Annotated in this window: 21 protein-coding genes; 1 reads left to right on the top strand and 20 read right to left on the bottom strand. The window is 38.5% G+C overall.

Annotated elements, in window-relative coordinates; genetic code table 11:
* Positions 1-96: 96 nt before the first annotated feature.
* The 19 genes from NYE73_RS02385 to NYE73_RS02295 all read right to left on the bottom strand — a co-directional run bounded on the left by NYE73_RS02385 (position 97) and on the right by NYE73_RS02295 (position 19403).
* Positions 97-1296 (bottom strand): glycine C-acetyltransferase, encoded by a 1200-nt coding sequence (locus tag NYE73_RS02385; RefSeq protein WP_016992223.1) that lies wholly within the window; start codon positions 1294-1296, stop codon positions 97-99.
* A 58-nt stretch (positions 1297-1354) separates the two neighbouring features.
* On the bottom strand, positions 1355-2431 hold the full coding sequence (locus tag NYE73_RS02380) for a nucleotide kinase (protein WP_048393360.1): 1077 nt from the start codon (positions 2429-2431) through the stop codon (positions 1355-1357).
* 101 nt (positions 2432-2532) lie between these two features.
* Complete coding sequence (locus tag NYE73_RS02375; RefSeq protein ID WP_009371629.1) at positions 2533-3168, bottom strand: YczE/YyaS/YitT family protein; 636 nt, start codon at positions 3166-3168, stop codon at positions 2533-2535.
* A gap of 119 nt (positions 3169-3287) precedes the next feature.
* The gene (gene ybaK / locus NYE73_RS02370; RefSeq protein ID WP_009371630.1) at positions 3288-3782 is read right to left on the bottom strand and encodes a Cys-tRNA(Pro) deacylase; all 495 of its coding nucleotides are present in this window, start codon (positions 3780-3782) and stop codon (positions 3288-3290) included.
* Between the two features lie 24 nt (positions 3783-3806).
* Positions 3807-4532, bottom strand: a complete 726-nt coding sequence (locus NYE73_RS02365) for a hypothetical protein (protein ID WP_048393358.1) — start codon at positions 4530-4532, stop codon at positions 3807-3809.
* Positions 4533-4858: 326 nt separating this feature from the next.
* Entirely contained in the window at positions 4859-5512 is a 654-nt protein-coding gene (locus tag NYE73_RS02360) for a VanZ family protein (protein ID WP_048393357.1), read from the bottom strand.
* A gap of 45 nt (positions 5513-5557) precedes the next feature.
* The gene (locus NYE73_RS02355) at positions 5558-7096 is read right to left on the bottom strand and encodes an acyl-CoA carboxylase subunit beta (RefSeq protein WP_259949351.1); all 1539 of its coding nucleotides are present in this window, start codon (positions 7094-7096) and stop codon (positions 5558-5560) included.
* Positions 7097-7149: 53 nt separating this feature from the next.
* On the bottom strand, positions 7150-7932 hold the full coding sequence (locus NYE73_RS02350) for an enoyl-CoA hydratase (protein ID WP_054549095.1): 783 nt from the start codon (positions 7930-7932) through the stop codon (positions 7150-7152).
* Complete coding sequence (locus tag NYE73_RS02345) at positions 7929-8846, bottom strand: hydroxymethylglutaryl-CoA lyase (protein ID WP_259949349.1); 918 nt, start codon at positions 8844-8846, stop codon at positions 7929-7931. Before NYE73_RS02345 ends, NYE73_RS02350 begins: the two co-directional genes overlap by 4 nt.
* Positions 8847-8860: 14 nt before the next feature.
* Positions 8861-9073 carry an acetyl-CoA carboxylase biotin carboxyl carrier protein subunit gene (locus NYE73_RS02340; protein WP_004225532.1) on the bottom strand — a complete coding sequence of 71 codons (213 nt, stop codon included), beginning with the start codon at positions 9071-9073 and terminating at the stop codon, positions 8861-8863.
* A 67-nt stretch (positions 9074-9140) separates the two neighbouring features.
* Entirely contained in the window at positions 9141-10499 is a 1359-nt protein-coding gene (locus NYE73_RS02335; RefSeq protein ID WP_115674313.1) for an acetyl-CoA carboxylase biotin carboxylase subunit, read from the bottom strand.
* Positions 10500-10514: 15 nt separating this feature from the next.
* Positions 10515-12149 carry an AMP-binding protein gene (locus NYE73_RS02330; RefSeq protein ID WP_103117376.1) on the bottom strand — a complete coding sequence of 545 codons (1635 nt, stop codon included), beginning with the start codon at positions 12147-12149 and terminating at the stop codon, positions 10515-10517.
* 43 nt (positions 12150-12192) lie between these two features.
* Positions 12193-13335, bottom strand: coding sequence for an acyl-CoA dehydrogenase (locus tag NYE73_RS02325; RefSeq protein ID WP_036078132.1), 1143 nt, complete (start codon positions 13333-13335; stop codon positions 12193-12195).
* Between the two features lie 119 nt (positions 13336-13454).
* On the bottom strand, positions 13455-14072 hold the full coding sequence (locus tag NYE73_RS02320; RefSeq protein WP_131520718.1) for a TetR/AcrR family transcriptional regulator: 618 nt from the start codon (positions 14070-14072) through the stop codon (positions 13455-13457).
* 305 nt (positions 14073-14377) lie between these two features.
* Positions 14378-15430 carry a YkvI family membrane protein gene (locus NYE73_RS02315; protein WP_004225538.1) on the bottom strand — a complete coding sequence of 351 codons (1053 nt, stop codon included), beginning with the start codon at positions 15428-15430 and terminating at the stop codon, positions 14378-14380.
* Between the two features lie 38 nt (positions 15431-15468).
* Positions 15469-16575 (bottom strand): o-succinylbenzoate synthase, encoded by a 1107-nt coding sequence (gene menC / locus NYE73_RS02310; protein ID WP_066037041.1) that lies wholly within the window; start codon positions 16573-16575, stop codon positions 15469-15471.
* A 1-nt stretch (position 16576) separates the two neighbouring features.
* On the bottom strand, positions 16577-17389 hold the full coding sequence (locus NYE73_RS02305) for a GNAT family N-acetyltransferase (RefSeq protein WP_048393343.1): 813 nt from the start codon (positions 17387-17389) through the stop codon (positions 16577-16579).
* A gap of 23 nt (positions 17390-17412) precedes the next feature.
* Positions 17413-18528, bottom strand: a complete 1116-nt coding sequence (locus NYE73_RS02300) for a M20 peptidase aminoacylase family protein (RefSeq protein ID WP_066037042.1) — start codon at positions 18526-18528, stop codon at positions 17413-17415.
* A gap of 5 nt (positions 18529-18533) precedes the next feature.
* Positions 18534-19403, bottom strand: coding sequence for a MurR/RpiR family transcriptional regulator (locus tag NYE73_RS02295; protein ID WP_004225544.1), 870 nt, complete (start codon positions 19401-19403; stop codon positions 18534-18536).
* A 234-nt stretch (positions 19404-19637) separates the two neighbouring features.
* On the opposite strand from NYE73_RS02295, the gene NYE73_RS02290 reads away from it, so the two are divergent.
* On the top strand, positions 19638-21827 hold the full coding sequence (locus tag NYE73_RS02290; protein WP_066037043.1) for a DNA topoisomerase III: 2190 nt from the start codon (positions 19638-19640) through the stop codon (positions 21825-21827).
* Between the two features lie 235 nt (positions 21828-22062).
* Here NYE73_RS02290 and NYE73_RS02285 read toward each other — a convergent pair whose 3' ends face one another.
* Positions 22063-23133, bottom strand: a complete 1071-nt coding sequence (locus NYE73_RS02285; RefSeq protein WP_259949339.1) for a glycosyltransferase family 2 protein — start codon at positions 23131-23133, stop codon at positions 22063-22065.
* Between the last annotated feature and the right edge of the window lie 2 nt (positions 23134-23135).

The raw sequence follows: 23135 nt of genomic DNA, 5'->3' as shown, positions 1-23135 counted from the left end.
TTTAAGCTTCTATCGGTCACTTTTTTGATTCTATCCTTCACTTTTTCTTTTCTATCATGCAAAAAAGGCTTCCCCATTCATGAGGAAGCCTTTTTCTTATTGAATAACGCCTAATTCACGACCAACCTTCTCGTAAATCGCAATTGCATCATCAAGCATTTCTTTTGTATGTGCCGCTGTTGGCATATTCCGAACGCGACCTGTACCTTTTGGAACTGTTGGGAAGACAATTGATTTTGCATAAACGCCTTCTTCAAATAAACGTTTTGAAAATTCCTGTGTTAATTTTTCATCCCCAATGATGCATGGAGTAATTGGTGTCTCAGACGCACCAATATTAAAGCCAAGCTTCTCAAGCCCCGCTTTTAAATAATTACCATTATCCCACAGTTTATCGTGTAGCTCTGTTGAATCAATCAGCATTTGCACGGCTGCTGTAATAGCGGCTACATCACCTGGTGGTAATGCTGTTGAGAATAGGAATGGGCGTGAGCGAACTTTTAGCCAATCAATTAAATTTTTCTTACCTGCTACATAGCCACCTACTACACCAATGGCTTTTGATAATGTACCAATTTGGAAATCAATTTCTTTTTCTAATCCAAAATGCTTCACAGTTCCTTTTCCTTTACCTGTTACACCCGAACCATGTGCATCATCCACATACGTGATTAAATCAAACTCTTTAGCTATTTCCACAATTTCAGGTAATTTAGCAATATCACCATCCATTGAGAAGACACCATCTGTGATAACCATGATTTTATTGTATAAACCTGATTCCTTTGCTGCCTTTGCCTTTGCACGTAAATCCTCCATATCAGAGTGATTAAACGCGATGATTTTTGCCTTTGATAAGCGACATCCATCAATAATAGAGGCATGGTTTAATTGATCAGATAGAATGGCATCATTTTTATCCATTACAGCCGAAATAGCTGCCATATTACAATTAAATCCAGATTGATAAGAAATAGCCGCTTCTGTTCCTTTAAATTCAGCAAGCTTTTCTTCTAATTTTACGTGCAAGTCAAGTGTCCCGTTGATTGTACGAACAGCACCTGCTCCAACACCGTATTTATCAATTGTCTCTTTGGCAATACGCTTTAATTCTTCATTTGTTGCTAAACCAAGATAGTTGTTAGAGGATAAGTTAACAAGATTTTTGCCACGGACCTGAATAATTGGGCCATTTGCTCCCTCTACTGGATCGATTTCATTGTATAAGCCTTGTTCATGTAAGGCTTGTAGGTTTTCATCTAAAAATGCATTCAATACTTTTGACAAGCGTATCATCCTTTCCTAGGAAAACTGTTCTCGCTCCTAGTTTAGCACATGCAAGCCATTAGCTACATTACTTTGTTAATCTTTCGAATAGTGGCGCTGTTTTTTCGCGCCATAAAGAAGCCGATAGACAATTATCTAATAAACGACGAACGGTATATTCAGCTTCTGCATATCGTTTGGAATGGCCCATCGCATCCTGTATAGCTTCTTTGTATTGTGCTCGCACTGCCTCGATCGCAGTTTCTGCTTCCTCTGACAGCGCACAATGTTGACCAATATCAAATATCTTATCCCCTAACCTACCATCCTCTGGATCAAAGATATGAGGCTCTGTGCTATCAAAAATACAGAAATTAAGCTCTGGGATAATGACCATATCTACAGATTCCGCATCTAAGCCACACCAAACAATTTGTGCATCAAGCCCTCTTGCATTTGCTTCATCGGCTAAGCTTTTCATTAGTGAAGATTTGCCTGTACCTGGCTTACCTTTAATCATGAAGCGAGTCGTGATACTTTTGGTGATACTATCCACTGTATTTTCCGCACCTCTAGGAGTTAGCGTTCCCAGTAAACGATGTGTCCGCATACCTGTTTTATTCAGAATAATAGATTGGAACACTTCCGACTTTAAATTTTCCACCTGTTCATTTAATGCCTGCCAGTTCATACAGCTTTGTGTGATAACCTCCCAGTCATCATGTAGCTTGATTGCTTGATCCAGTTTCGCTATGCATTTTTCACGCCATGTTGCACGCTCTTGCATCGCCTCTGCAAGCTGTTCTCCAACCTTTTTAAGCTGTATGTCTTCTAAGCATTCATAGAAAGACATGACACGATGCTTTGTACCGAGTAAAGTTGGCTCGATATTCCACTCAGATGCCCATACAAAAAGTCTGTTACAGCCTTTTATATAAACGGCCTCAACAACCTCCTCTAATAAAGCATGCTTAAACCACTCGACAGCAAAGCCCTGTTTCACATAGAAGTATCCTAGTTCTTTTAACAGTTCTGAACCTTTAAATGTGGCAGGCCCTTGCAAAAAATAAACGAGAGACGCCTCTTCCATCATTTCTTTATATAAATGCTTCACACCTTGGCCAGTCAATGCGTGTCCAAAATAATACGTTACATTTCCGTTCAAATGTCGTTCCTCCTTTAGCTTATGCCCTGCATTATATGAAAGAACGCTAAAAAAAATGAAAAGCTACTTCTATCCTTTACAGATCTAAGTAGCTTCTTGGTTTAATAGAATGGCTTCATGCCCTCCATATTTCCAATACATTTCATCAATATTTTACGACAATACGGTAATGAATATTGCACAATATAGCCTGAGGTTAAGGCGATCAATACCGTCCCTACTCCAACTGGTCCTCCTAGAAGCCAGCCAACAATGGTTACAAGTACTTCAATTCCCATTCTTGCTGTCTTAATAGATCCGCCAAATTTTTCAACAAGTATCATCATTAAGGTATCCCTTGGTCCTGCGCCCATATTCGGTGCAATATACATCCCACAGCCAAAGCTCAAAACAAATAAACCAATTATAAAATATGTAATTTGTAAGCCATATACATCCGTTGAGGGCAACAGCCAGTTAAATACATCAATGAACGAGCCGATTAGCAGCATATTGAGCCAAGTACCTATCTTTGGCCATTGACGTAATACAATGGATGTTGAAGCAACTATAAAGAGTCCTGTTACAATAGACCATGTGCCGATACTTAACCCAAAATTTTGAAAGAGACCTACATGTAAAACATCCCATGGGCTTGTGCCAACGATTTTCCCCTTTATCGACATCGTGATTCCAAGTGACATCACCATTAAGCCACCAATAAAAAAGGTCCAACGCCACCCCATTATTCTACGCATTCCTTATCCTTCTCTCTATGAATAATATTGCTATTACTTTATCATACTTTCAACCAAAATTAAGCTATAGTGCTTAAACTAAACCGTTTATCTTACCACATAAAAAACTACCCATTCTCTCACTCATGGGTAGTTGTAATTGAGGCAAGTTGTGCCTTTGTTATATTCTTCAAATCATCTATTTGTACATGAATTTGCATACCAATTTTCCCAGCACTAACGATTATACTACCTTGTTCTTGAGCAGATACATCGATGACCGTTGGATATAACTTCTTCATCCCTACTGGTGAACATCCACCACGAACATAACCAGTATGGCTAAGTAGATCTTTTACCGCTAACATTTCAATTTTCTTTTCCCCAACTACCTTCGCGGCTGCTTTTAAGTCCAGCTCTTCAGCCACTGGAATAACAAATACAAATAACCTTTGTGCACTTGCTTTTGCTACTAATGTTTTAAATACCCTAGCAACAGGCTGTCCTATTTTCTCAGCTACAGAAACACCATCAACTTGACCGTCCCCTGTTTCATATTCCATCACATCAAAATGAATTTTTTGTTGTTCTAATAAACGAATCGCATTCGTTTTCGCGTGCTTTGCCTTTGCCATGTCAACAATCTCCTATCTACAGCATCAGGCTATCAAAGAGAACATAGAATCCTTGTCTGGACGATAGCCATTTTTCGTCATTTGAACGTGAGCCGCATATCTTTCCGATGCCTGTTTAAATGCTCTTAACTTGAATGCAGTCTCATAGTTCTTACCGAAAATTGTATCTGCAAATGGGTCCAATTTCAATTCCTTCGAGTAACGTTCAGGAACCTTCACTTCAATGATGTCACGTACAAAAGATGGTTCGCTTTCATTTGTGGCAACCTCGTCAACATTTGAATTATTTAACATATGCTGTATTTGAGCATCAACGCTTTGCGCCACACGTAAATCTTGAGGAGAAGGCTCTGCTGATGTCAATGCTGCATTACGTACCTGCTCTAAAATGTGTAGTGTGTCACCTAGTTCTGAATCGGATATATTCGAGGGATCAGCGTTATCATTCATTCCTACTTTATAGGTTTGCTCATGTGCCCGTACACTCTTTTCTGTTTGCTGTAAATCTTCCATAATGGCTTTCTGCTGAGGAGTTACTTCTTTTGACTCTTCTTGCTGCTGGTCATACAAATCTTGGTCAGTACGTCCTAATAATAAATTTTCAAGTTCAATCAATAATGGGTTTTTCTTTGGCTGAAAATACATCGCATTTTTTCTATAGGCATCTCCTGCCTCTTTACGCTGAAGTATTTTTTTACGATTATGCTGGGATGAAATTCTTTCTTGTTCCATTAAATTTGATATTTTCATAGTTTTCACCTCGCCCTTCTATCTACATATGCTAATAAGTTAATAGATATGAACATTCTTCCTCACACTCTATCTATACCATTTTATAAGTTTCTGTACACTCATTATCGGAATTTTCACTATTAAATTCAAGCACTAATTACTACTAACCTCCTAAAGAGATACTAATTATTTTCAAAAATAGGTATAAAGAATCTCATCTAATTAATGTTTTCATATTCATTTATTAGCTCCATACCCTTTTCAATAAAATTTATTACCATATACACTACACAAATAGTGTTAATCAACGTAAAAAAACAGCCCTTCATACTGGACTGCTTTTCTTATTTTTTGGGTCTAATCAATATCCCTTTATAGGCTAAGTAACCAAGCCATGCACCAATTGTATTCAAAATTAAATCATCAATATCCGCAGAACCAACGGTAAAAATAAATTGAACGGTTTCGACAGCAAGACTAGAAATAAAGCCTAAACAAATAATAACCCACGCTTTTCGGAATTTCTTCGATAGCAATGGCAGTAAAAAGCCCATGGGAGTAAAAATTAATAAGTTGCCAAGTAAGTTAACGATTATAATTTCCCAATTAAAATATTGAGAGTAGTTTATATAACGGAGAATCGTCTCGAAGGGAATAAAATTAGTAGTTAATCGCCAGCTACTATAATCAAACAATCCTAAGTCACCTATAGAATAATCTCCCCTTAATAAAATGACGACTACATCTACTAAGCGATCAATAACCAATTTATAAAAAGCCATAAATGAATAGATACTAAATAAAATCCAACCTGCGATCTTTAGCGGCAAATGATATGTATCAATGACATCCCGATATGGTAATGGGAGCTTGGCATTATTTTGAACATCCGCTATGTTGTTTTTAGACAAGCTTAACACCCACTTCCCTTTTATTCCTTCCCATATTTTAATATGCTCAACTATAGCTTGCAAGTAGCTGAAAAAATTATCATCCAAAAAGGCTGTCTCCTACCAGCAGAGACAGCCTTATAATAAGTATGTTTAAACTGGGTTTACCCCATGCTTACGTTGTGAGAATAATAAGTATTTTGACATATAAAGTTCTAAGCGATTTTCTAGTACCTTACGCAGCTCATTAGGCTCAATCACATCATCAATGATAAGCTCTGAAGCTAAGCGATACACATCAATTTCCTCTTGATATTCTTTACGTTTCTCGGCAATGAAGCTTGCTTGCTCTTCTTTTGGAAGTTCTGCAATTTTATTGGCATAGACGGCATTGACAGCAGCTTCTGGTCCCATTACGGCAATTTGTGCATTTGATAAGGCAATACAGCAGTCTGGTTCAAACGCAGGGCCAGCCATTGCATATAATCCTGCACCATACGCTTTACGCACAATGACCGTTAGCTTAGGAACAGTTGCCTCACTCATGGCAAAAATCATTTTAGCACCATGACGGATGATTCCTGCTTTTTCTACCTGAGTACCAATCATAAAGCCTGGAACGTCTGCTAGGAATAACAGTGGGATATTGAATGCATCACAAAGTGAAATAAATTTCGCCGCTTTATCAGCAGAATCGTGGAATAGCACGCCTCCCTTAACACGTGGTTGGTTAGCGATGATCCCAACGGATTGTCCATTAATTCGTGCAAGGCCTGTAATTAATTCTGGTGCAAATAATTTCTTAACCTCACAAAACGAATCTTCATCAATAATACGATCAATTAGCTTATACATATCAAATGGTACATTTTGATTTTGAGGAATTAATTCTTCAATAGATTTATCAAATGAAGCTGGTGGTTTAGGAGCCTCTACATTGCTACGCTCTGCATAGTTATTCGGGAAATATCCTAAATATTTGCGCGCATAAGTAATAGCCTCCTGTTCGGATTTAACAAGCACATCTCCACAACCAGAAACAGAACAGTGCATTTTTGCGCCACCCATTGTTTCTAAATCTACTTTTTCACCGATAACCATTTCGGCCATTCGAGGAGATCCTAAATACATAGAAGCATTCCCTTCTACCATCACCACAATATCGCAAAATGCAGGAATATAGGCGCCACCCGCTGCGGAAGGACCAAATAATAAGCAAATTTGCGGAACTTTTCCTGACAGTTTGACTTGATTGTAGAAAATGCGCCCTGCACCTCGGCGCCCTGGGAACATTTCAAGCTGATCTGTAATACGCGCACCCGCTGAATCCACTAAATAAAGTAATGGACAATTCAACTTTTCAGCGGTTTCTTGAATGCGAATCATTTTTTCAACCGTGCGTTTTCCCCAAGAACCAGCTTTAATCGTTGAATCGTTCGCTAGCACACAAACTGTGCGACCATGGATTTTACCAATACCAGTGATAACGCCATCTGCTGGTAAATCCCCTGCTAAAAAGTTCGCATAGAGTCCATCCTCTGATTGAAGACCATCATCAAGTAATAGTTCAAGACGCTCACGTACAAATAGCTTGCCTTGTTGTGCATTTTTGTCATGATATTTTGGTAATCCACCTGCTAAAATTTTATCTTTCATTGTAGGTGGTGTATTTTCTGTCGAGATATTGCTCATGTTTATTTCCTCCCTTTGCCCAATCGATTACACCAAAATTATTTCTTGGCGTTTTATTTCCCTGAATATTGTGGCGCTCGCTTCTCTTGGAAGGCAAGTAAGCCCTCTAATCGGTCTTCTGTTGGGATCAGTGCACTATATGCAAGTGATTCAATTTTTAACCCGGTAGCTAAATCTACCTCAACACCTTGATTGATCGCAACTTTGGCCTGCACTAGAGAGAGTGGTGCATTTTTTGCCATTTCCAGTGCAAGCTGTTGTGCCTTATCTAATACCTCATGTCCTTCATAAACATACTCGATAATGCCATAATTTTCAGCTTCTTCGGCATTGAGCCTACGTGCTGTATAAATTAATTCCTTTGCTTTTCCAAGACCAATTAGACGTGGAAGCCGCTGTGTTCCCCCAGCTCCTGGAATAATACCGAGCGATGTTTCTGTTAAGCCAAGCTTTACATGTGTAGCCGCAATTCGTAAATCACAAGCTAGTGCCAACTCCAAGCCTCCACCAAAGGCAACACCATTTAGGACAGCAATGACAGGCTGTGCAAGCGTTTCAACTTTTGCCACAGTGGCACCAATCAGCTGCACGATCTGCTTCACTTGTCGATCAGACATTCCTTTACGTTCCTTTAAATCAGCACCTGCACAAAATGCCTTTTCGCCTGCACCTGTTAGAAGGACTACACGCACTGCTGGATCTCCATTGATTTGATCAAGTGTGTCAGACAGCTCATGCAGTAATTGAACCGACATAGCGTTAGCAGCTTCTGGTCTTGAAAGAGTAATAAGTCCAATACTACCCTCTAGTAATTCAAATCGAACGAGTTGTGTCATCCTTGATTTGCACTCCTTTCATTGCGGACAATAGCCATTTGCTTTGAGGCAACTGCTTTGCCTAACTTCTCTTCAATAAAGAGTGCTGCCTCTAGCACCTTTTGTCGATCTACGCCTGTTTCAATGCCCATCTCATCGAATAAATACAATAAATCTTCTGTGGCTACATTACCTGAGGCACCTTTCGCATATGGGCAGCCCCCTAGCCCACCAAGCGCACTATCAAACTTGGTAATACCCATCTCTAAGGACTTCATAATATTGGCTAATGCTGTCCCACGTGTATCATGAAAATGCATGGCAAATTTTTCAGCAGGATACCTTTTTAGCAATTCCTCTAAAAGAAACTCAACCTGCGTCGGTACACCAACACCAATTGTGTCACCAAGCGATATTTCAGTCACACCCATCTCCAATAATTTTTCCGTTACTCGTAATACCTTGTCAGGGTGTATATACCCCTCATAGGGACAACCAATAACCGTTGAGATATAACCTCGAACATGTTTTTTTGCAGCCTGAGCTCCTACTACAACTTCCTCTAATATGGGAAATGTATCTTCTATGGTTTTATTAATATTACTTTGGTTATGGCTTTCACTAGCAGACATAAAAATACTTACTTCATCTACTTCAGCCTGTAATGCGCGTTCTAAGCCCCTCATATTGGGTACAAGTGCCGCATAGGTAATATCCTTATGTCTTTTAATGGCTTGCAGAACCTCGACTGCATCTGCCAATTGAGGAATCCATTTGGGATGCACAAAAGATGTCACTTCAATATAATTTAATCCTGTTTGACCTAATAAATTTACTAATTGTACTTTATCAGCTGTTGAAATATGCATTTTTTCATTTTGTAAGCCATCACGGGGACCAACTTCTTTGATTGTGACTTGCTTAGGTAGCTGCATAAACAAGCCTCCTCTTATTCAATTTCTAAAATATCATCATCAACGTTAATAAAGTCCCCCTCATTGGCAATGATTTTCGTCACTACGCCATCCTCTTCTGCTGCAATTGGAATTTCCATTTTCATCGATTCTAAAATAGCTACATCTTGACCTGCTGTCACTTTCTCGCCCTCTGTTACGACGATTTTCCATACTGTTCCTGCCATGCTTGCTTTTACTGTTGCCATAATCATTCACTCCTATTTTTTTATCATGTATTCGTCCCTCTATAGAAGCACGAATACATGATAATTGTTATTTTGTTTCTGCTAATTGCGGTAAATAATATTGCTCTACAAATTTTGTTGTCGTATAGCCTTTTAAAAATTGCTCATGTGTGACGGTTTTTAACAGCATCGGGATATTCGTTTGAATCCCCTCCACTTTATACGCCTTTAGCGCTTGTGCTAATCTTTCACAGGCAATTTCTCTTGTTTCCCCCCACACCACCAATTTGCTAATCATTGGATCATAGAATGGTGTTACCACTGAACCAGACTCTACACCACACTCATGTCGAATTCCTTCACCTGTCGGTAATTCAAGAGTCGTAATGGTACCTGGAGACGGGAAAAACGTCGAAGGATTTTCAGCGTATACGCGCACTTCAATCGCGTGCCCTTCTTTAGTAATACTTTCTCTAGTAAACGTAAGAGGTTGTTTTGCCGCAATTTTTAATTGCTCTTCTACTAAATCAAGCTTCGTAATTTCCTCCGTAACTGGATGCTCTACCTGTAGTCTTGTATTCATTTCTAAAAAATAAAAGTTTTGATCTTCATCAACCAAGTATTCGATTGTTCCAGCATTGACATAACCAATATGCTTCGCCGCCTTAACTGACGCTTCTAGCATTTTTTCTCTTGTCTCTTGTGAGATAAACGGAGATGGTGCTTCTTCTACTACTTTTTGATTTCTTCGTTGAATAGAGCATTCTCGTTCAAATAATGGAACGACATTACCTTGATGATCAGCAATAATTTGCACTTCGACATGGTGAGGGTTAGCAATGAATCGCTCCATATACATCGTGCCATCACCAAAGAATGATTGTGCACGCTTTTGATTGCCCTCGAAAGCTTTGGCTAGTTCCTCAGCATTTTCAACTAGCTGCATACCGATACCGCCTCCGCCTGCCGATGCCTTTAACATAATTGGATAGCCTAAACGCTCCGCTATGGCAGTGGCTTCTTCTACATCCTTCACTGGCGCTTCTACACCCTCTACAATCGGTACACTAGCAGCTTTCATTGTTTTACGAGCCTCTAATTTACTGCCCATTGAAGCGATCACATCAGCACTTGGCCCGATAAACACTAAACCTGCCTCTGTACAACGTTTCGCAAAATTTGCATTCTCTGATAGTAAACCATAGCCAGGATGAATAGCCTCTGCGCCACTTTCTAGTGCAATTTCAAGAATGCGGTCGATGTTTAAATAGCTCTGTGCAACAGGTGACTTCCCTACACAGAAAGCCTCATCTGCATCTTTCACATGTAAGCTTTCAGCATCTGCCTCTGAATAGATAGCAACCGTATGAATATTTAGGCGCTTGCATGTTCTGATCACACGTCTAGCAATCTCCCCACGATTTGCAATTAATACCTTGTTGAACATATCCACTGCCCCTCCTTACTTTACGGTCATAACGAAATCTTCTCGTAATTTATATTTTTGAACTTTTCCAGATGCAGTCATTGGATAGTTATCAATAAAGAAAATATGTCGTGGAATTTTATGTCTTGAAATTTTATCCCGACAATAATCTCGGATTTCTTCCGATGTGGCCTGCTCTCCTTCTTTTAAAACAATCCAAGCTGCCGCCTCCTCGCCATAAACAGGATCAGGGACACCTGCAACCTGAACATCTGAAATTTTCGGATGTGTATAAAGGAACTCCTCAATTTCACGAGGATATAGGTTTTCGCCACCACGGATAATCATATCCTTTAAACGACCTGTTACACGGACATAACCTGCTTCATCCATCGTTGCTAAATCACCTGTATGCAACCAACCATCCTCGTCAATCGCCAGATCTGTTTCCTCCTGGTTTTTATAATAGCCCTTCATCACATGATAGCCCCTTGTACACAGCTCTCCCTGTTCATTTGTCGGAGCTTCCTCGGTAGTTCCAGGAACAACAATCTTTACTTCTAGGTTAGGTAAAGCGCGGCCAACCGTCTCCACCTTTAACACTAGCGGGTCATCCGTTCTTGTCTGTGTAATAACAGGTGATGATTCTGTTTGACCGTAGCATATTGTTATATCTTTCATGCCCATCTTCTCAATGACCGCTTTCATAACCTCAATTGGACAGTTTGATCCTGCCATGACTCCTGTACGTAAAGTTGAAAGATCGAAAGATGCAAAATTCGATAAATTCAGTTCACTAATGAACATCGTTGGCACGCCATGTAATGCAGTGCATTTCTCTTGTTGAACGGTTCTTAGTACCTCTTCAGGTGAGAACTCCTGTACTGGTACCATTGTTCCACCACTTGTTGTAATGGCTAATGTTCCTATGACACAACCAAAGCAATGGAAGAATGGGACTGGGATACATAGACGATCCTCTGCCGTTAAACGCATACATTCTGCAATGTTAACAGCATTATTGACTAAGTTAAAATGCGTTAGCATTACTCCCTTAGGAAAGCCTGTTGTACCAGAAGTATATTGAATATTAATGACATCATCATAATGAAGAGACTGCTCTCTCTGATCTAACTGTTCCTCGGTTACTTGCTCGGCAGCAGTTAAAACGTCTGACCAATTAAGTACGCCGGGGTATTTGGTTTCACCGATTAAAATAACATTTTTTAATAAAGGTAGTCGCTTTGATTGCAAATTACCTGGTTCACAATGTTCAAGCTCTGGACATAACTCTTGCAGTGTATTGATAAAAGAATGGTCTCGATAATTTTCAATTAAAAAAATCGTTTTAGCATCAGATTGCTTCAATAAATACTCCAACTCACTCGCACGGTAATTCGTATTTACCGTTACAATTGGAGCACCCATCTTCCCTGTACCAAATTGAAGCTGTACCCACTCAGGAACATTCGTCGTCCATACTGCGATATGGTCTCCCTTTTCAATTCCTAGAGCCATTAAACCTCTCGCTACGTATCGTGCTTGACGATTTAGCTGTTCATAAGTCATGCGTAAATTTCTGTCAGCATAGACTAATGCTTCATTCTGCGGGTACTTTTTTGATTGTTCATCTAGCAATTGACCAATTGTTTGATACACAAGTTCTGCCATGAAGATCCCCCTTATTTATGCTATTTAACTTAACTGATGATGATTAACAGCCAATTAGACGAGAAATAACAAGACGTTGAATTTCAGATGTTCCTTCACCGATTTCCATTAATTTAATGTCACGTAAATGACGTTCTACATCATATTCTTTCATATATCCAGAACCACCATGAATTTGGATTGCTTGATTACATGTACGGAAGCCCATTTCAGAAGCAAATAGTTTAGCCATCGCAGCTTCTTTGCCAAATGGCTTCTTTTGATCTTTTAACCATGCCGCTTTATGTACTAGCGTACGAGCAAGCTCTATTTCCATCGCCATATCCGCTAATTTAAATTGGATCGCTTGTAGCTTCGAAATAGGTGCACCAAATTGCTCACGTTCCTTCGCGAATTTTAGTGCCTTTTCATAAGCAGCCTGGGCAATTCCAACAGAAAGAGCAGCGATGGAAATACGACCACCATCCAATGTATTTAAAAACTGGCTAAAGCCACGTTTTTCATCCCCTAATAGATTTGTTCTTGGGACACGGACATTTTCTAACACAATTTCACATGTATTGGAGCCACGTACACCCATTTTGTCATAATTACAGTTGATTGTTACGCCTGGTGTGTTTGTTGGCACAATAATAGAAGAAATAATCTTTTTACCATCTTCACGTTTACCTGTTACCGCCGTTACAATAATTTGTCGAGCATATCCTGCATTAGTGATCCAGCATTTCTCTCCATTAATAATGTAGTCATCACCATCAATAACAGCTGTAGTACGTGTGCCCCCTGCATCTGAACCTGCATTTGGCTCTGTTAAACCGAATGATCCTAATGTCTCACCCTTAGCTAATGGAACTAGCCACTCTTGCTTTTGCTCCTCTGTGCCGAAGTTGTAAATTGGTGAGGCTCCTAAGCTAACAGCAGCTGCATAGCTTAACCCTGTGCCCCCACATGCTCGACCAATCTCCTCTACAGCTAAAGCGTAGGACACCGTATCACCACCTGATCCACCATATTCCTCAGGAAACGGGATACCCAATAAGCCTAGTTCTGCCATTTTCTTAAAGCTCTCTATTCTCATTGTTGATGTCTCATCAACCTCACGAGCATACGGTTTAATCTCCTTCTCAGCAAAATCACGCACCATGTCTCGAATCATTTCTTGCTCTTTTGTTAATTCAAAATTCATCCCTAATCCCCCTATTGTTGAATTTGCCATAGTAAATGTAGCTTAAGAACAATTGCTTACAGTTAATACCGACTAGTCGGTTTGTAAAAACAAATAATAAAACCAGTGTTTTCTACTGGCTACCCCTTTATTATAAATTGCTTCGCTTCTTCCATGGCTTGTTCTGTCACAATTGCCCGTAATACCATATCGGTAAAAACATCTGTGATTTGCTCCATCGTTAATGGTCCTGATTGCTTAAACCATTTGTATGTCCAGTTAATCATCCCGACTATTGCCATTGTTACAATTGTACAAGGTAATTCGGTACGAAAAACCTTTGCTTCCTGACCCTCTGCTATCACTCTTTGTAAAATATCACGATAGTGATCTCGCTTTTTATGGATGATGTCACTATATTCATCTGAGAGTGAACGACTTTCTTCATAAAAAATCGTAATATGTGCTTGATACATATCAAATACTTGTGTCAGTGTTTGCAGCATGGCACACAAACGTGTGATGGGTGTATCGAATTTGTCATATGCAGCTTGCGATTGTTGAATGACATATGAAATAAAGACATCATGAATTTCATACAACAGTTCATCTTTTGATTTAAAATTATGATAAAATCCACCCTTTGATGCCCCAATGTATTCCACAATACGATCCACTGTTACATTGTGATAACCATCTTGTTGAAACAATTCAACTGAAGCGTCTACAATTCTTTGTTTTAACGTTTTCTTTACCATAGGCCCTATCATCCTTCATCTAGCTCTATACTTCATCACTCCTTATAATCAGGAAAAACCCCTCAACCCTTAGAGTATTCTATTTTTTCCTAATTATAAAAATACTATGACAATACAAATATAACATTCTCAAAAATTGGTGTCTAGCACCGAATAGCTTTTTTCTATAGTTTCGAGCATAATTTTTACTTAAAACAGCATGGATAGATTTCGCAAACACAAATTAACTGTATGATATATATCTTGCTTTCATCACAAAAAAACAAAAAAATTTCCCTTACGTTCACAAAAGGGAAATTTTTACTTTATAAAGTTTTTGGTAGTTTACGTAGCCACGAAATAATAACAGCAACAATCAAGGCGAAACCTAAGTAGCCCATTGTTGAATAGACTTTACCAACTAATGTAGTAAATCCTACTAGGCTTGCAGCAAAACCTATTAATCCTATAACTACAATAGCTACTTTAAAATATTGATGGTCTGGCGCAATAAATCGAACTGTAAATGAATAGAACATCCCTACCGCAGTATTGTACATCATGCCTAATAAAGCAATAGACATTAAGACACCTACTATAGGGTGAATTTGTTTTGCTAATTCTAATGTTGGCATTGCTACTCCATCAATAACATTTATTTTAGCAAACATGGCTATATTGATTAATACAATTAAGATACCAAGCATTAAACCGCCAAGTAGTCCACCTCTGCCAGCAACTTTGCGGTCCTTTACTGTTCCACCCATTACAATTAACATTGCTGCACCAGCAGCGATATTATAGGAAACATAAAGTAACGCTCCCATTAACCAATTAGATGCTGCAGATGATTGTGCTTTCGCTAAAGTATTTTGCTCTGCAATGGATATATCCATCGTAAAGATAGAATAAATCAAAATAATAAAAATGATACCCATTAAATAAGGGGTAACCAATGCTATTAAATTAATAATATTATTAACATTTAATAGTAAGGTTAGTATAGTTATAACAACCATAAAAATACTACCAACTACTGGATTGATGCCAAACATCTGATGAAATGTTGAGCCTGATCCAGCAAACATGACAACAGCAACGCCAAATAAGAAAAACGTGATAACGATATCTAAAATAATGCCAACATATCGCCCTCCTATATGATAGATCACCTCTTTATGTGATGTTGTTTGTAAATCTGTTCCTAATTGAGCTAAACTCATTCCTAAAAATGCGAAGGCAAGGGTAGCAACAATGGCACCTACCATACTGTACAAACCAAAGCTAGTAAAGTACTGCATTATTTCCTGACCCGATGCAAACCCTGCTCCAACAATTAAGCCTACAAATGCTCCACCTATCTGCCAACTTTTTTTCATAGCCCACCTACTATTCTAATATAAGAAATTAAGTCTATTTATTGATATGTTTTCTGTGCGACTGTGAAGGAATTAACCGTTTCCCTATTTATTTCATAACCAATTCCTACTTGTTGTGGTACTTCAATATAACCATCTTTTACAACTACTTCTGGTTCGATAATATCCTTTTCCCAATATCGATTAGAGCCAGCAGTATCTCCCGGTAATATAAAATTTGACAACGTTGTTAAGGCTACATTGTGCGCACGACCAATACCAGATTCTAACATGCCGCCACACCATACTGGGATGTTATGTGTCTCACAATAATCATGTATTTTTTTTGCTTCTGTTAGGCCACCAACACGACCAATTTTTATGTTTATAATTTTGGTGCTCCCTAGTTCTATAGCCTTTCGTGCATCTTCTAACGAATGGATACTTTCGTCCAAACAAATTGGTGTTTCCATTAATTTTTGTAATGAAGCATGGTCGATAATGTCATCTGAAGCCAATGGTTGCTCAATCATTGTTAAGTTAAATGCATCAAGTTGTTTCAATGTTTCAGTATCCTCTAGACGATAGGCTGAATTGGCATCAGCCATAAAGGCTACATCAGGAAATGTTTCCCTTAATGTACGCATAACCTCTATATCCCAGCCCGGTTTTATTTTGATTTTCATGCGCTTATAGCCTTCCTTTACATAGCCGTTAACTAATGTTACTAACTCCTCGATCGAATTTTGTATGCCGATACTAATACCTACTTCAATTTTATCCTTTTTACCACCAAGTGCTGTTGCTAGGGATTGGCCAGTTTGCTGTGCATATATATCCCAAATAGCTCCTTCTATCGTCGATTTCGCCATATTATTTTTGCGAATCGGCTCAAATAATTGACTCACTTCATCGGGGTGATGAATCTCTTTATTTAAAATAAGAGGAATGAGGAAGTCTTCAAGCATATGCCAGTTTGTTTGAAGTGTTTCTTCATTGTACCAAGGTGAATGAAAGGCAACTGATTCTCCCCAACCAATTAAGCCTGTCTCATCTTTTGCCTCCAGGACTAAAAAGTCCCTCTCATCAAACGTGCCAAAGCTTGTTGTAAACGGTGTTTTTAATTTCATCTTCAATTGTCGTATTGTGATTTCTGTAATTTTCATATTAAAATGCTCCTTCCAAATTTAAAGCTGCTTTTTTCACTAAAACATATTCGTTATAGCATTCTCGTTGTTGCAGTGAAATTGCTGCATACCCTGCTGAAAATAGTTGCTTTAGTATAGTTCTTGTTTTGAAACGCCAATCCAATGCTAAGCTAGGATTTTGTGCTTTTAAGGCTTGAAAGTCCTTAGGAACAGGTAGCGTATACAACTCTTCTACAAATTCAAAATTTTCAGTCATTTTTAAACATAATAAGCCCTGCTTTGTAAGTTCACAGCTTGCCACTGGTTTTGCATCCGCTACTTCTATTGTAATGTCGTTCACCACATAATCTGAAGTTAAATGCCAGCTCACCTCAAATCGATCAGAGGGTAGCCCTTTATTGAAACCATCCTGCATTTCACCGTAGCAATTTTCTATATAGGTATAGCAAATACCCTTTAATTTAGATAAATTAAGATAAGCATTTCGGGTTTCAAGAGGGTCAAATGTCCATACCATTAAGTCATAGCCACGTTCAATAGCAATAGCTCGCTGTTCGTACTTTAACTTTTCTCCTATGCCTAGTGATCGATATTTTTCATCAATCCCTAGCATATGAGAGCATAGATAGCTTTTTCCTTCTCGAAAACCCGCAAAACCATAACTAAATCCGACTAATTTATCTTCTTGATAGGCACCTACAACGATGCCCCCATTTTTCACTGCTGTCAGCGTTTGATGGAGAGGAATAGCAGACATTCCCCATACATTCAACTCTAATTGCTGAACCTGCTCAAGTTGTTCTATTGTTTTGATTTCTCTTATCTCTATCATAGCTATCTCTTCTTTCTATATCTTTATAATGCTCTCAAAATAGCCCTTGTAATAATATTTACTCCTACTAACAGCCGGTCTTGATTAAAGGTCATTTGCGGATGATGTAAGCCAGGAGTAACCCCACAGCCTAATCCAAGCATTGTAGCTTTAAGCTTCGGACGTTCATAGGTATAAAAATGAAAATCCTCCCCTCCTGGTGTAACAACTGATGGGGCGCAAGCCTTTTCCCCAACTACATCAATAATAGCTGCCTTCATATGTTGTAAGGCTTCATCATTCACCAATGCTGCCACTATATGAGCATCTACCTGTAAGGTAATCTTGGCACCATACATCGCTTCAACAGAGGCTTTTACACGCTCCACCCCCTCTGTGATTACCTGCATCACTTCATTTGTTTGGGCCCTTGCATCAATGCTAAAGGTTGCTTTACCAGGAATAATATTTGTAGAGGTGCCTCCCGCATTAAACTGTGTCATTTTGACAGAGGCAGAGATAGTTGGATCAGTCCAAATTTTTTGAAGACCTTCGACAATAGCTGCTCCAACCTCAATTGCATTAACGCCAAGTTCTGGTCGTGAGCCATGTGCCTCTTCCCCAATAATGGTCCCTGTAAAAAGCTTTGCTGCTCCGTGGTATAACGCTGGCGCATATGACCCATCCTGTAATTCCTTTAATGGGCGAACATGAACACCAAATAAATAATCTAAATCATCTATAATACCTTTTTCGACAAATGCGCGTGCTCCTTGGGCCTTTTCCTCAGCAGGCTGAAATAGTATGCGTACAGCACCTGACAGTAAATGCTCCATGTCCTTTAACAGCAATGCAGTTCCAATAGCCATCGTCATATGACCATCATGTCCACAAGAATGGTTAGCTTGAAAGACACCATTAACCTCCTGCCAAAGTGCATCTATATCAGTGCGGAACCCTACTCTAGGTGTTCCCTCCCCTATATCAACATAAAGTCCTGTCATATCTTCAAAAAGGTATGGCTCCATTTGGGCCTCTCTTAATAAATTTGCTATATATTGAGTTGTATTGTGCTCTTGCCAACTAACTTCTGGATGTTCATGTAAATGTTTAAAAATATCTGTAAGAAGTGGCTGTAACTCTTGTAAAATTTGGTTCATATTAGTCAACTCCATCGGTTTGCTAAAAAGCTATTTTGAAAATCGTCATATTTTACGCGCTGATTTTCATAATAGTCATGATCTTGAGCAGTCATTCCTGCTATTAGTGTATTTAAAAATGCTATGAGTGCTGGCATAGCATCAATTGTTGAAACTTCTTGTTGTTGTTCATTCACAAAGGTGATAGTTGCATATTGAGTAATAGGTGCAATTTGAGAATCGGTTATGCCAATAATCTCACATTTTTTTTCTTGTAATTCGGCTGCAAATTGGATCGGCTCTTTAAAGTAACGGTGGAATGATAAAATAATTACTACACTATTTTCATCAATCTCTTGAATAGCACGTATGACCTCACTTGTTTCAAAATTTAATAAAACAACATTCGGTCGCAAAAGATTTAATGTAAAATGAAGCCACTGTGCAGCTAAATGGGAAGAGCCATTCCCTGCAATATATATTTTTTTCTTCTCATGGAGCAATACTGAAGCTCGATTAAAGTCTTCCTCGTTAATGTTTTTAGCCATATTTAAAATGCGAGATGCATCCTTTTCCATCGTCTTTACATAAAAACGTGGATTTTCAAAAAGAGCTTGCTTCGATTGCAAATAATTCTGCAAACTACTTGCATTCCCTTCATTAAATAAATGCATGGTTACCTGACGTTGCAATTGTGCATAACCAGATAAGCCTAATGCGTAACAAAAACGGATAACTGTCGTTTCACTTACTCCGGCCTTTTCCCCTACATATGAAGCAGAGTGGATTCCTACTGTCTGTAAATTTTTTAATATGAATGTAGCTACCTTTTGTTGACTTTTAGACAACTCTTGATATTTCTCTTGAATCATTTGCTGAATTGTTTGATCTCTCATAAAAGAAGCTCATCCTTTTTTTATTTATACTATGAAGCCATTACTTCATTTTCATGTACACTAGACTAACATAATAATTTTCAGAATTCAATATTTTTTCTGAAATTTATACTTTCTTAACTGTTACCTGCCTAAATCATCCTCCGACATTTAATAAATTCGCTTCAGTTAAACTGCGAACCCACTCAACCTATGCTATATTTAAAACCATGGAACTATGAAAGGGTGTTAACAATGGCAAAGAGCTTAGTAATTGCTGAAAAACCTTCTGTAGCACGTGATATTGCACGTGTGCTGAAGTGTAATAAAAAAGGAAATGGCTTCCTTGAAGGAGATAAATATATTGTGACTTGGGCGCTTGGACATCTTGTAACACTGGCTGACCCAGAAAGCTATGATGTGAAATATAAAACATGGAATCTTGAAGATCTCCCCATGTTACCTGAACGCTTAAAATTAACGGTTATAAAGCAAACTGGAAAGCAATTTAATGCGGTCAAAAGTCAGCTTACACGTAATGATGTTAATGAAATCATCATTGCTACAGATGCTGGACGTGAAGGTGAATTAGTAGCACGCTGGATACTTGATAAAGTGAAAATTAAAAAGCCTTTGAAACGCTTATGGATTTCCTCTGTTACAGATAAGGCAATAAAAGATGGGTTTGCCAATCTAAAGCCAGGCAATGCATATGATAATCTCTATGCCTCTGCTGTAGCTCGCTCAGAGGCAGATTGGTATATCGGGCTTAATGCTACTCGTGCTTTAACTACCCGCTTTAACGCACAGTTGAATTGCGGACGTGTACAAACACCAACAGTAGCAATAATTGCTGCACGTGAAGATGAAATTAAAAACTTTAAGGCACAAACTTATTATGGTATTGAAGCGCAAACAACTGATAACTTAAAGCTCACATGGCAAGACCAAAATGGTAATAGTCGTAGCTTTGATAAAGATAAAATCGATACACTGGTGAAAAAAATAGGAAATAGCAATGCCATCGTTGCGGACATTGAAAAGAAACCTAAAAAATCATTTGCACCTGGACTTTATGATTTAACTGAATTGCAGCGAGATGCCAATAAAATCTTCGGCTACTCAGCGAAAGAAACATTGAATATCATGCAAAAACTCTATGAGCAACATAAAGTGTTAACTTATCCACGTACGGATTCTCGCTTTATTTCACAGGATATCATTGCCACACTACCAGAACGCTTAAAGGCCTGTGGTATTGGTGAATATCGCTCCATCGCCAATAAACTGCTTACTAAACCAATCAAGCCAACAAAGGCCTTTGTCGACGATAGTAAAGTATCAGATCATCATGCAATTATTCCAACAGAGGGCTATGTAAATTATTCAGCTTTCACAGATAAGGAACGTAAAATTTATGATCTTGTTGTAAAGCGTTTCCTAGCTGTTCTACTCCCTGCTTTTGAATATGAACAACTAACACTGCGTGCAAAAATTGGCGATGAAAGCTTTATTGCTCGTGGAAAAACGATTTTATCATCTGGCTGGAAGGAAGTTTATGAGCATCGCTTTGATGATGAGGACACAACAGATGACGTAAAGGAACAAATACTACCACGCATTGATAAGGGCGATATATTAAAAGTAAAGCTTATTGCCCAAACTTCTGGTCAAACAAAGCCACCTGCTCGATTTAATGAAGCTACTCTTTTATCAGCCATGGAAAACCCAACAAAATATATGGCAACGAATGATAAAAAATTAGCCGATACATTAAAATCTACGGGCGGTCTTGGCACAGTCGCTACACGTGCAGATATTATTGAAAAGCTTTTCAATTCCTTCTTAATAGAAAAGCGTGGTGGCAAAGATATTTATATTACCTCTAAAGGTCGTCAACTACTCGACCTAGTGCCAGAGGAATTAAAATCCCCTGCCCTGACAGCAGATTGGGAGCAAAAGCTTGAACTTATTGCAAAGGGCAAGCTAAAAAAAGGTGTATTTATTAGCGAGATGAAAAATTACACAAAGGAAATTGTTACAGAGATTAAGGGTAGTGACAAAAAGTATAAGCATGATAATATCTCTACCAAATCATGTCCTGATTGCGGTAAACCAATGCTTGAAGTGAATGGCAAGAAAGGAAAAATGCTTGTCTGCCAAGATCGCGAATGTGGTCATCGGAAAAATGTCTCACGTACCACAAATGCACGTTGTCCACAATGTCATAAAAAATTAGAGCTTCGCGGAGAAGGTGATGGTCAAATTTTCGTTTGTAAATGTGGCTATCGCGAAAAATTATCAGCCTTTGAAGCAAGACGTAAAAAAGAAGGCGGAGGCAAGGTCGACAAGCGCTCCGTACAAAAGTACTTAAAGCAGCAAAACAACGAGGAGCCTGTGAACAATGCACTTGCTGAAGCATTGAAGGGGTTAAAGTTCGATTAATTAAAAGGGCAAATTCACTCTATATGTGAATTTGCTCTTTTATTATGCATACTCACCCCATCTAAACATATCTTGAATTGACTGAATATTCTATATCGAGGGAGGTTTTTAATGGAAGCAAAAAATTTTAGGCCACGTAATGTAATTTTTATGACGGTTGTTGTAGGTGTCTCTGTGTTAATTGGCCAAGCTATTTATGTCTTGTTTATTGATGTACCTTTTCCATAAGAAAGATTTATATCTTTAATTGACTAAGTAAATATTTCCCATTATTGATTATTTCCTGATGATTCGGTTTCCATTTTTGTGCCTCTAGATTATGCTGATAGGCATTTTCAAATAACCGTAACTCTCTGTATAAAAGGCTTAATTGTAAATGAGGAATCCATGTTGAATAAGCACGCTTTTGGATAGTCATTGTATCGGCAGGAGCTTGTTGCAAGGCTTGAGAATACCAGTAAATAGCCTCCTTATGTTTTAATTGCTCCATAAAAAATTGGCCCATTCGGCAACATGCTTCTGGCTTTGGTCGATCATATAAGAAAGATTGCAAAACAGCTTGCTGTGCTTGTTGATCATCATGTAAACGTCGATAGCATTCCCCTACATGTAAACAAGCCTCAATGCGATTATCTGTAGTGCCTAAGTTGCTATCCAAAAATAGATTGTATTGATTAATAGCTTCTAGGTAACGGTGATGCAATTTTAGTTCATTCGCATAATGAAAATTCTCAATTGCTGAAAGAGAATGTCCATTCTTTATTAATCCCTCATAAATATTTATATTGCGATGAATATCTTTCGTTAACGGTAAATGTGTGACAGCGATATCACTATGAAAGAGCTGCCCTGACACCTTTAAATTCTCATGAACAGCACCCTCCCATTGAAAATGATTCGCCCTTTTTACTAGACGAAACTTTCGTTCACTACACTCCACTTCCCCATCACAATCAAGCGTCAAATAATAATCCATTGTTACAGCATCAATAGAAGGAAATAATGTTTGCTTTAGTTGGCTGAACTTGTGCTGATTTTCCTTTGTCATAATATCATCAGCATCAAGCCATAAAATATAGTCTTTTGTTGCCTGCTGAAATGAAAAATTTCGTGCTTTGGCAAAATGATTACACCAGGAAAAGTCATAAATTCGAGAGGTAAAATTTTGAACAATCTCTTTTGTACGATCAGTTGAACCAGTATCAATAATATTAATCTCATCCACGAGGTGCTGAACCGAATCTAAGCATCTTTCAATCGTACATTGTGCATTTCTAACAATCATACATAAACTAATCGTTAACATCT

Origin of the sequence: Lysinibacillus sp. FSL K6-0102 (genome assembly GCF_038003545.1) — a bacterium.
In the GTDB taxonomy this organism is placed as follows: domain Bacteria; phylum Bacillota; class Bacilli; order Bacillales_A; family Planococcaceae; genus Lysinibacillus; species Lysinibacillus capsici.
The sequence above is the reverse complement of the archived record's forward strand: the minus strand, read 5'-3'. Positions and strand labels throughout refer to the sequence as shown.

Excerpts from the sequence above, each read along its gene's own strand:
- NYE73_RS02385 (WP_016992223.1), bottom strand. The coding sequence starts at position 1,296 with ATGATACGCTTGTCAAAAGTATTGAATGCATTTTTAGATGAAAACCTA.
- NYE73_RS02375 (WP_009371629.1), bottom strand. The coding sequence starts at position 3,168 with ATGCGTAGAATAATGGGGTGGCGTTGGACCTTTTTTATTGGTGGCTTA.
- ybaK (WP_009371630.1), bottom strand. The coding sequence starts at position 3,782 with ATGGCAAAGGCAAAGCACGCGAAAACGAATGCGATTCGTTTATTAGAA.
- NYE73_RS02365 (WP_048393358.1), bottom strand. The coding sequence starts at position 4,532 with ATGAAAATATCAAATTTAATGGAACAAGAAAGAATTTCATCCCAGCAT.
- NYE73_RS02355 (WP_259949351.1), bottom strand. The coding sequence starts at position 7,096 with ATGAGCAATATCTCGACAGAAAATACACCACCTACAATGAAAGATAAA.
- NYE73_RS02350 (WP_054549095.1), bottom strand. The coding sequence starts at position 7,932 with ATGACACAACTCGTTCGATTTGAATTACTAGAGGGTAGTATTGGACTT.
- NYE73_RS02345 (WP_259949349.1), bottom strand. The coding sequence starts at position 8,846 with ATGCAGCTACCTAAGCAAGTCACAATCAAAGAAGTTGGTCCCCGTGAT.
- NYE73_RS02340 (WP_004225532.1), bottom strand. The coding sequence starts at position 9,073 with ATGGCAACAGTAAAAGCAAGCATGGCAGGAACAGTATGGAAAATCGTC.
- NYE73_RS02335 (WP_115674313.1), bottom strand. The coding sequence starts at position 10,499 with ATGTTCAACAAGGTATTAATTGCAAATCGTGGGGAGATTGCTAGACGT.
- NYE73_RS02330 (WP_103117376.1), bottom strand. The coding sequence starts at position 12,149 with ATGGCAGAACTTGTGTATCAAACAATTGGTCAATTGCTAGATGAACAA.
- NYE73_RS02325 (WP_036078132.1), bottom strand. The coding sequence starts at position 13,335 with ATGAATTTTGAATTAACAAAAGAGCAAGAAATGATTCGAGACATGGTG.
- NYE73_RS02320 (WP_131520718.1), bottom strand. The coding sequence starts at position 14,072 with ATGGTAAAGAAAACGTTAAAACAAAGAATTGTAGACGCTTCAGTTGAA.
- NYE73_RS02315 (WP_004225538.1), bottom strand. The coding sequence starts at position 15,430 with ATGAAAAAAAGTTGGCAGATAGGTGGAGCATTTGTAGGCTTAATTGTT.
- menC (WP_066037041.1), bottom strand. The coding sequence starts at position 16,575 with ATGAAAATTACAGAAATCACAATACGACAATTGAAGATGAAATTAAAA.
- NYE73_RS02305 (WP_048393343.1), bottom strand. The coding sequence starts at position 17,389 with ATGATAGAGATAAGAGAAATCAAAACAATAGAACAACTTGAGCAGGTT.
- NYE73_RS02300 (WP_066037042.1), bottom strand. The coding sequence starts at position 18,528 with ATGAACCAAATTTTACAAGAGTTACAGCCACTTCTTACAGATATTTTT.
- NYE73_RS02295 (WP_004225544.1), bottom strand. The coding sequence starts at position 19,403 with ATGAGAGATCAAACAATTCAGCAAATGATTCAAGAGAAATATCAAGAG.
- NYE73_RS02290 (WP_066037043.1), top strand. The coding sequence starts at position 19,638 with ATGGCAAAGAGCTTAGTAATTGCTGAAAAACCTTCTGTAGCACGTGAT.
- NYE73_RS02285 (WP_259949339.1), bottom strand. The coding sequence starts at position 23,133 with ATGTTAACGATTAGTTTATGTATGATTGTTAGAAATGCACAATGTACG.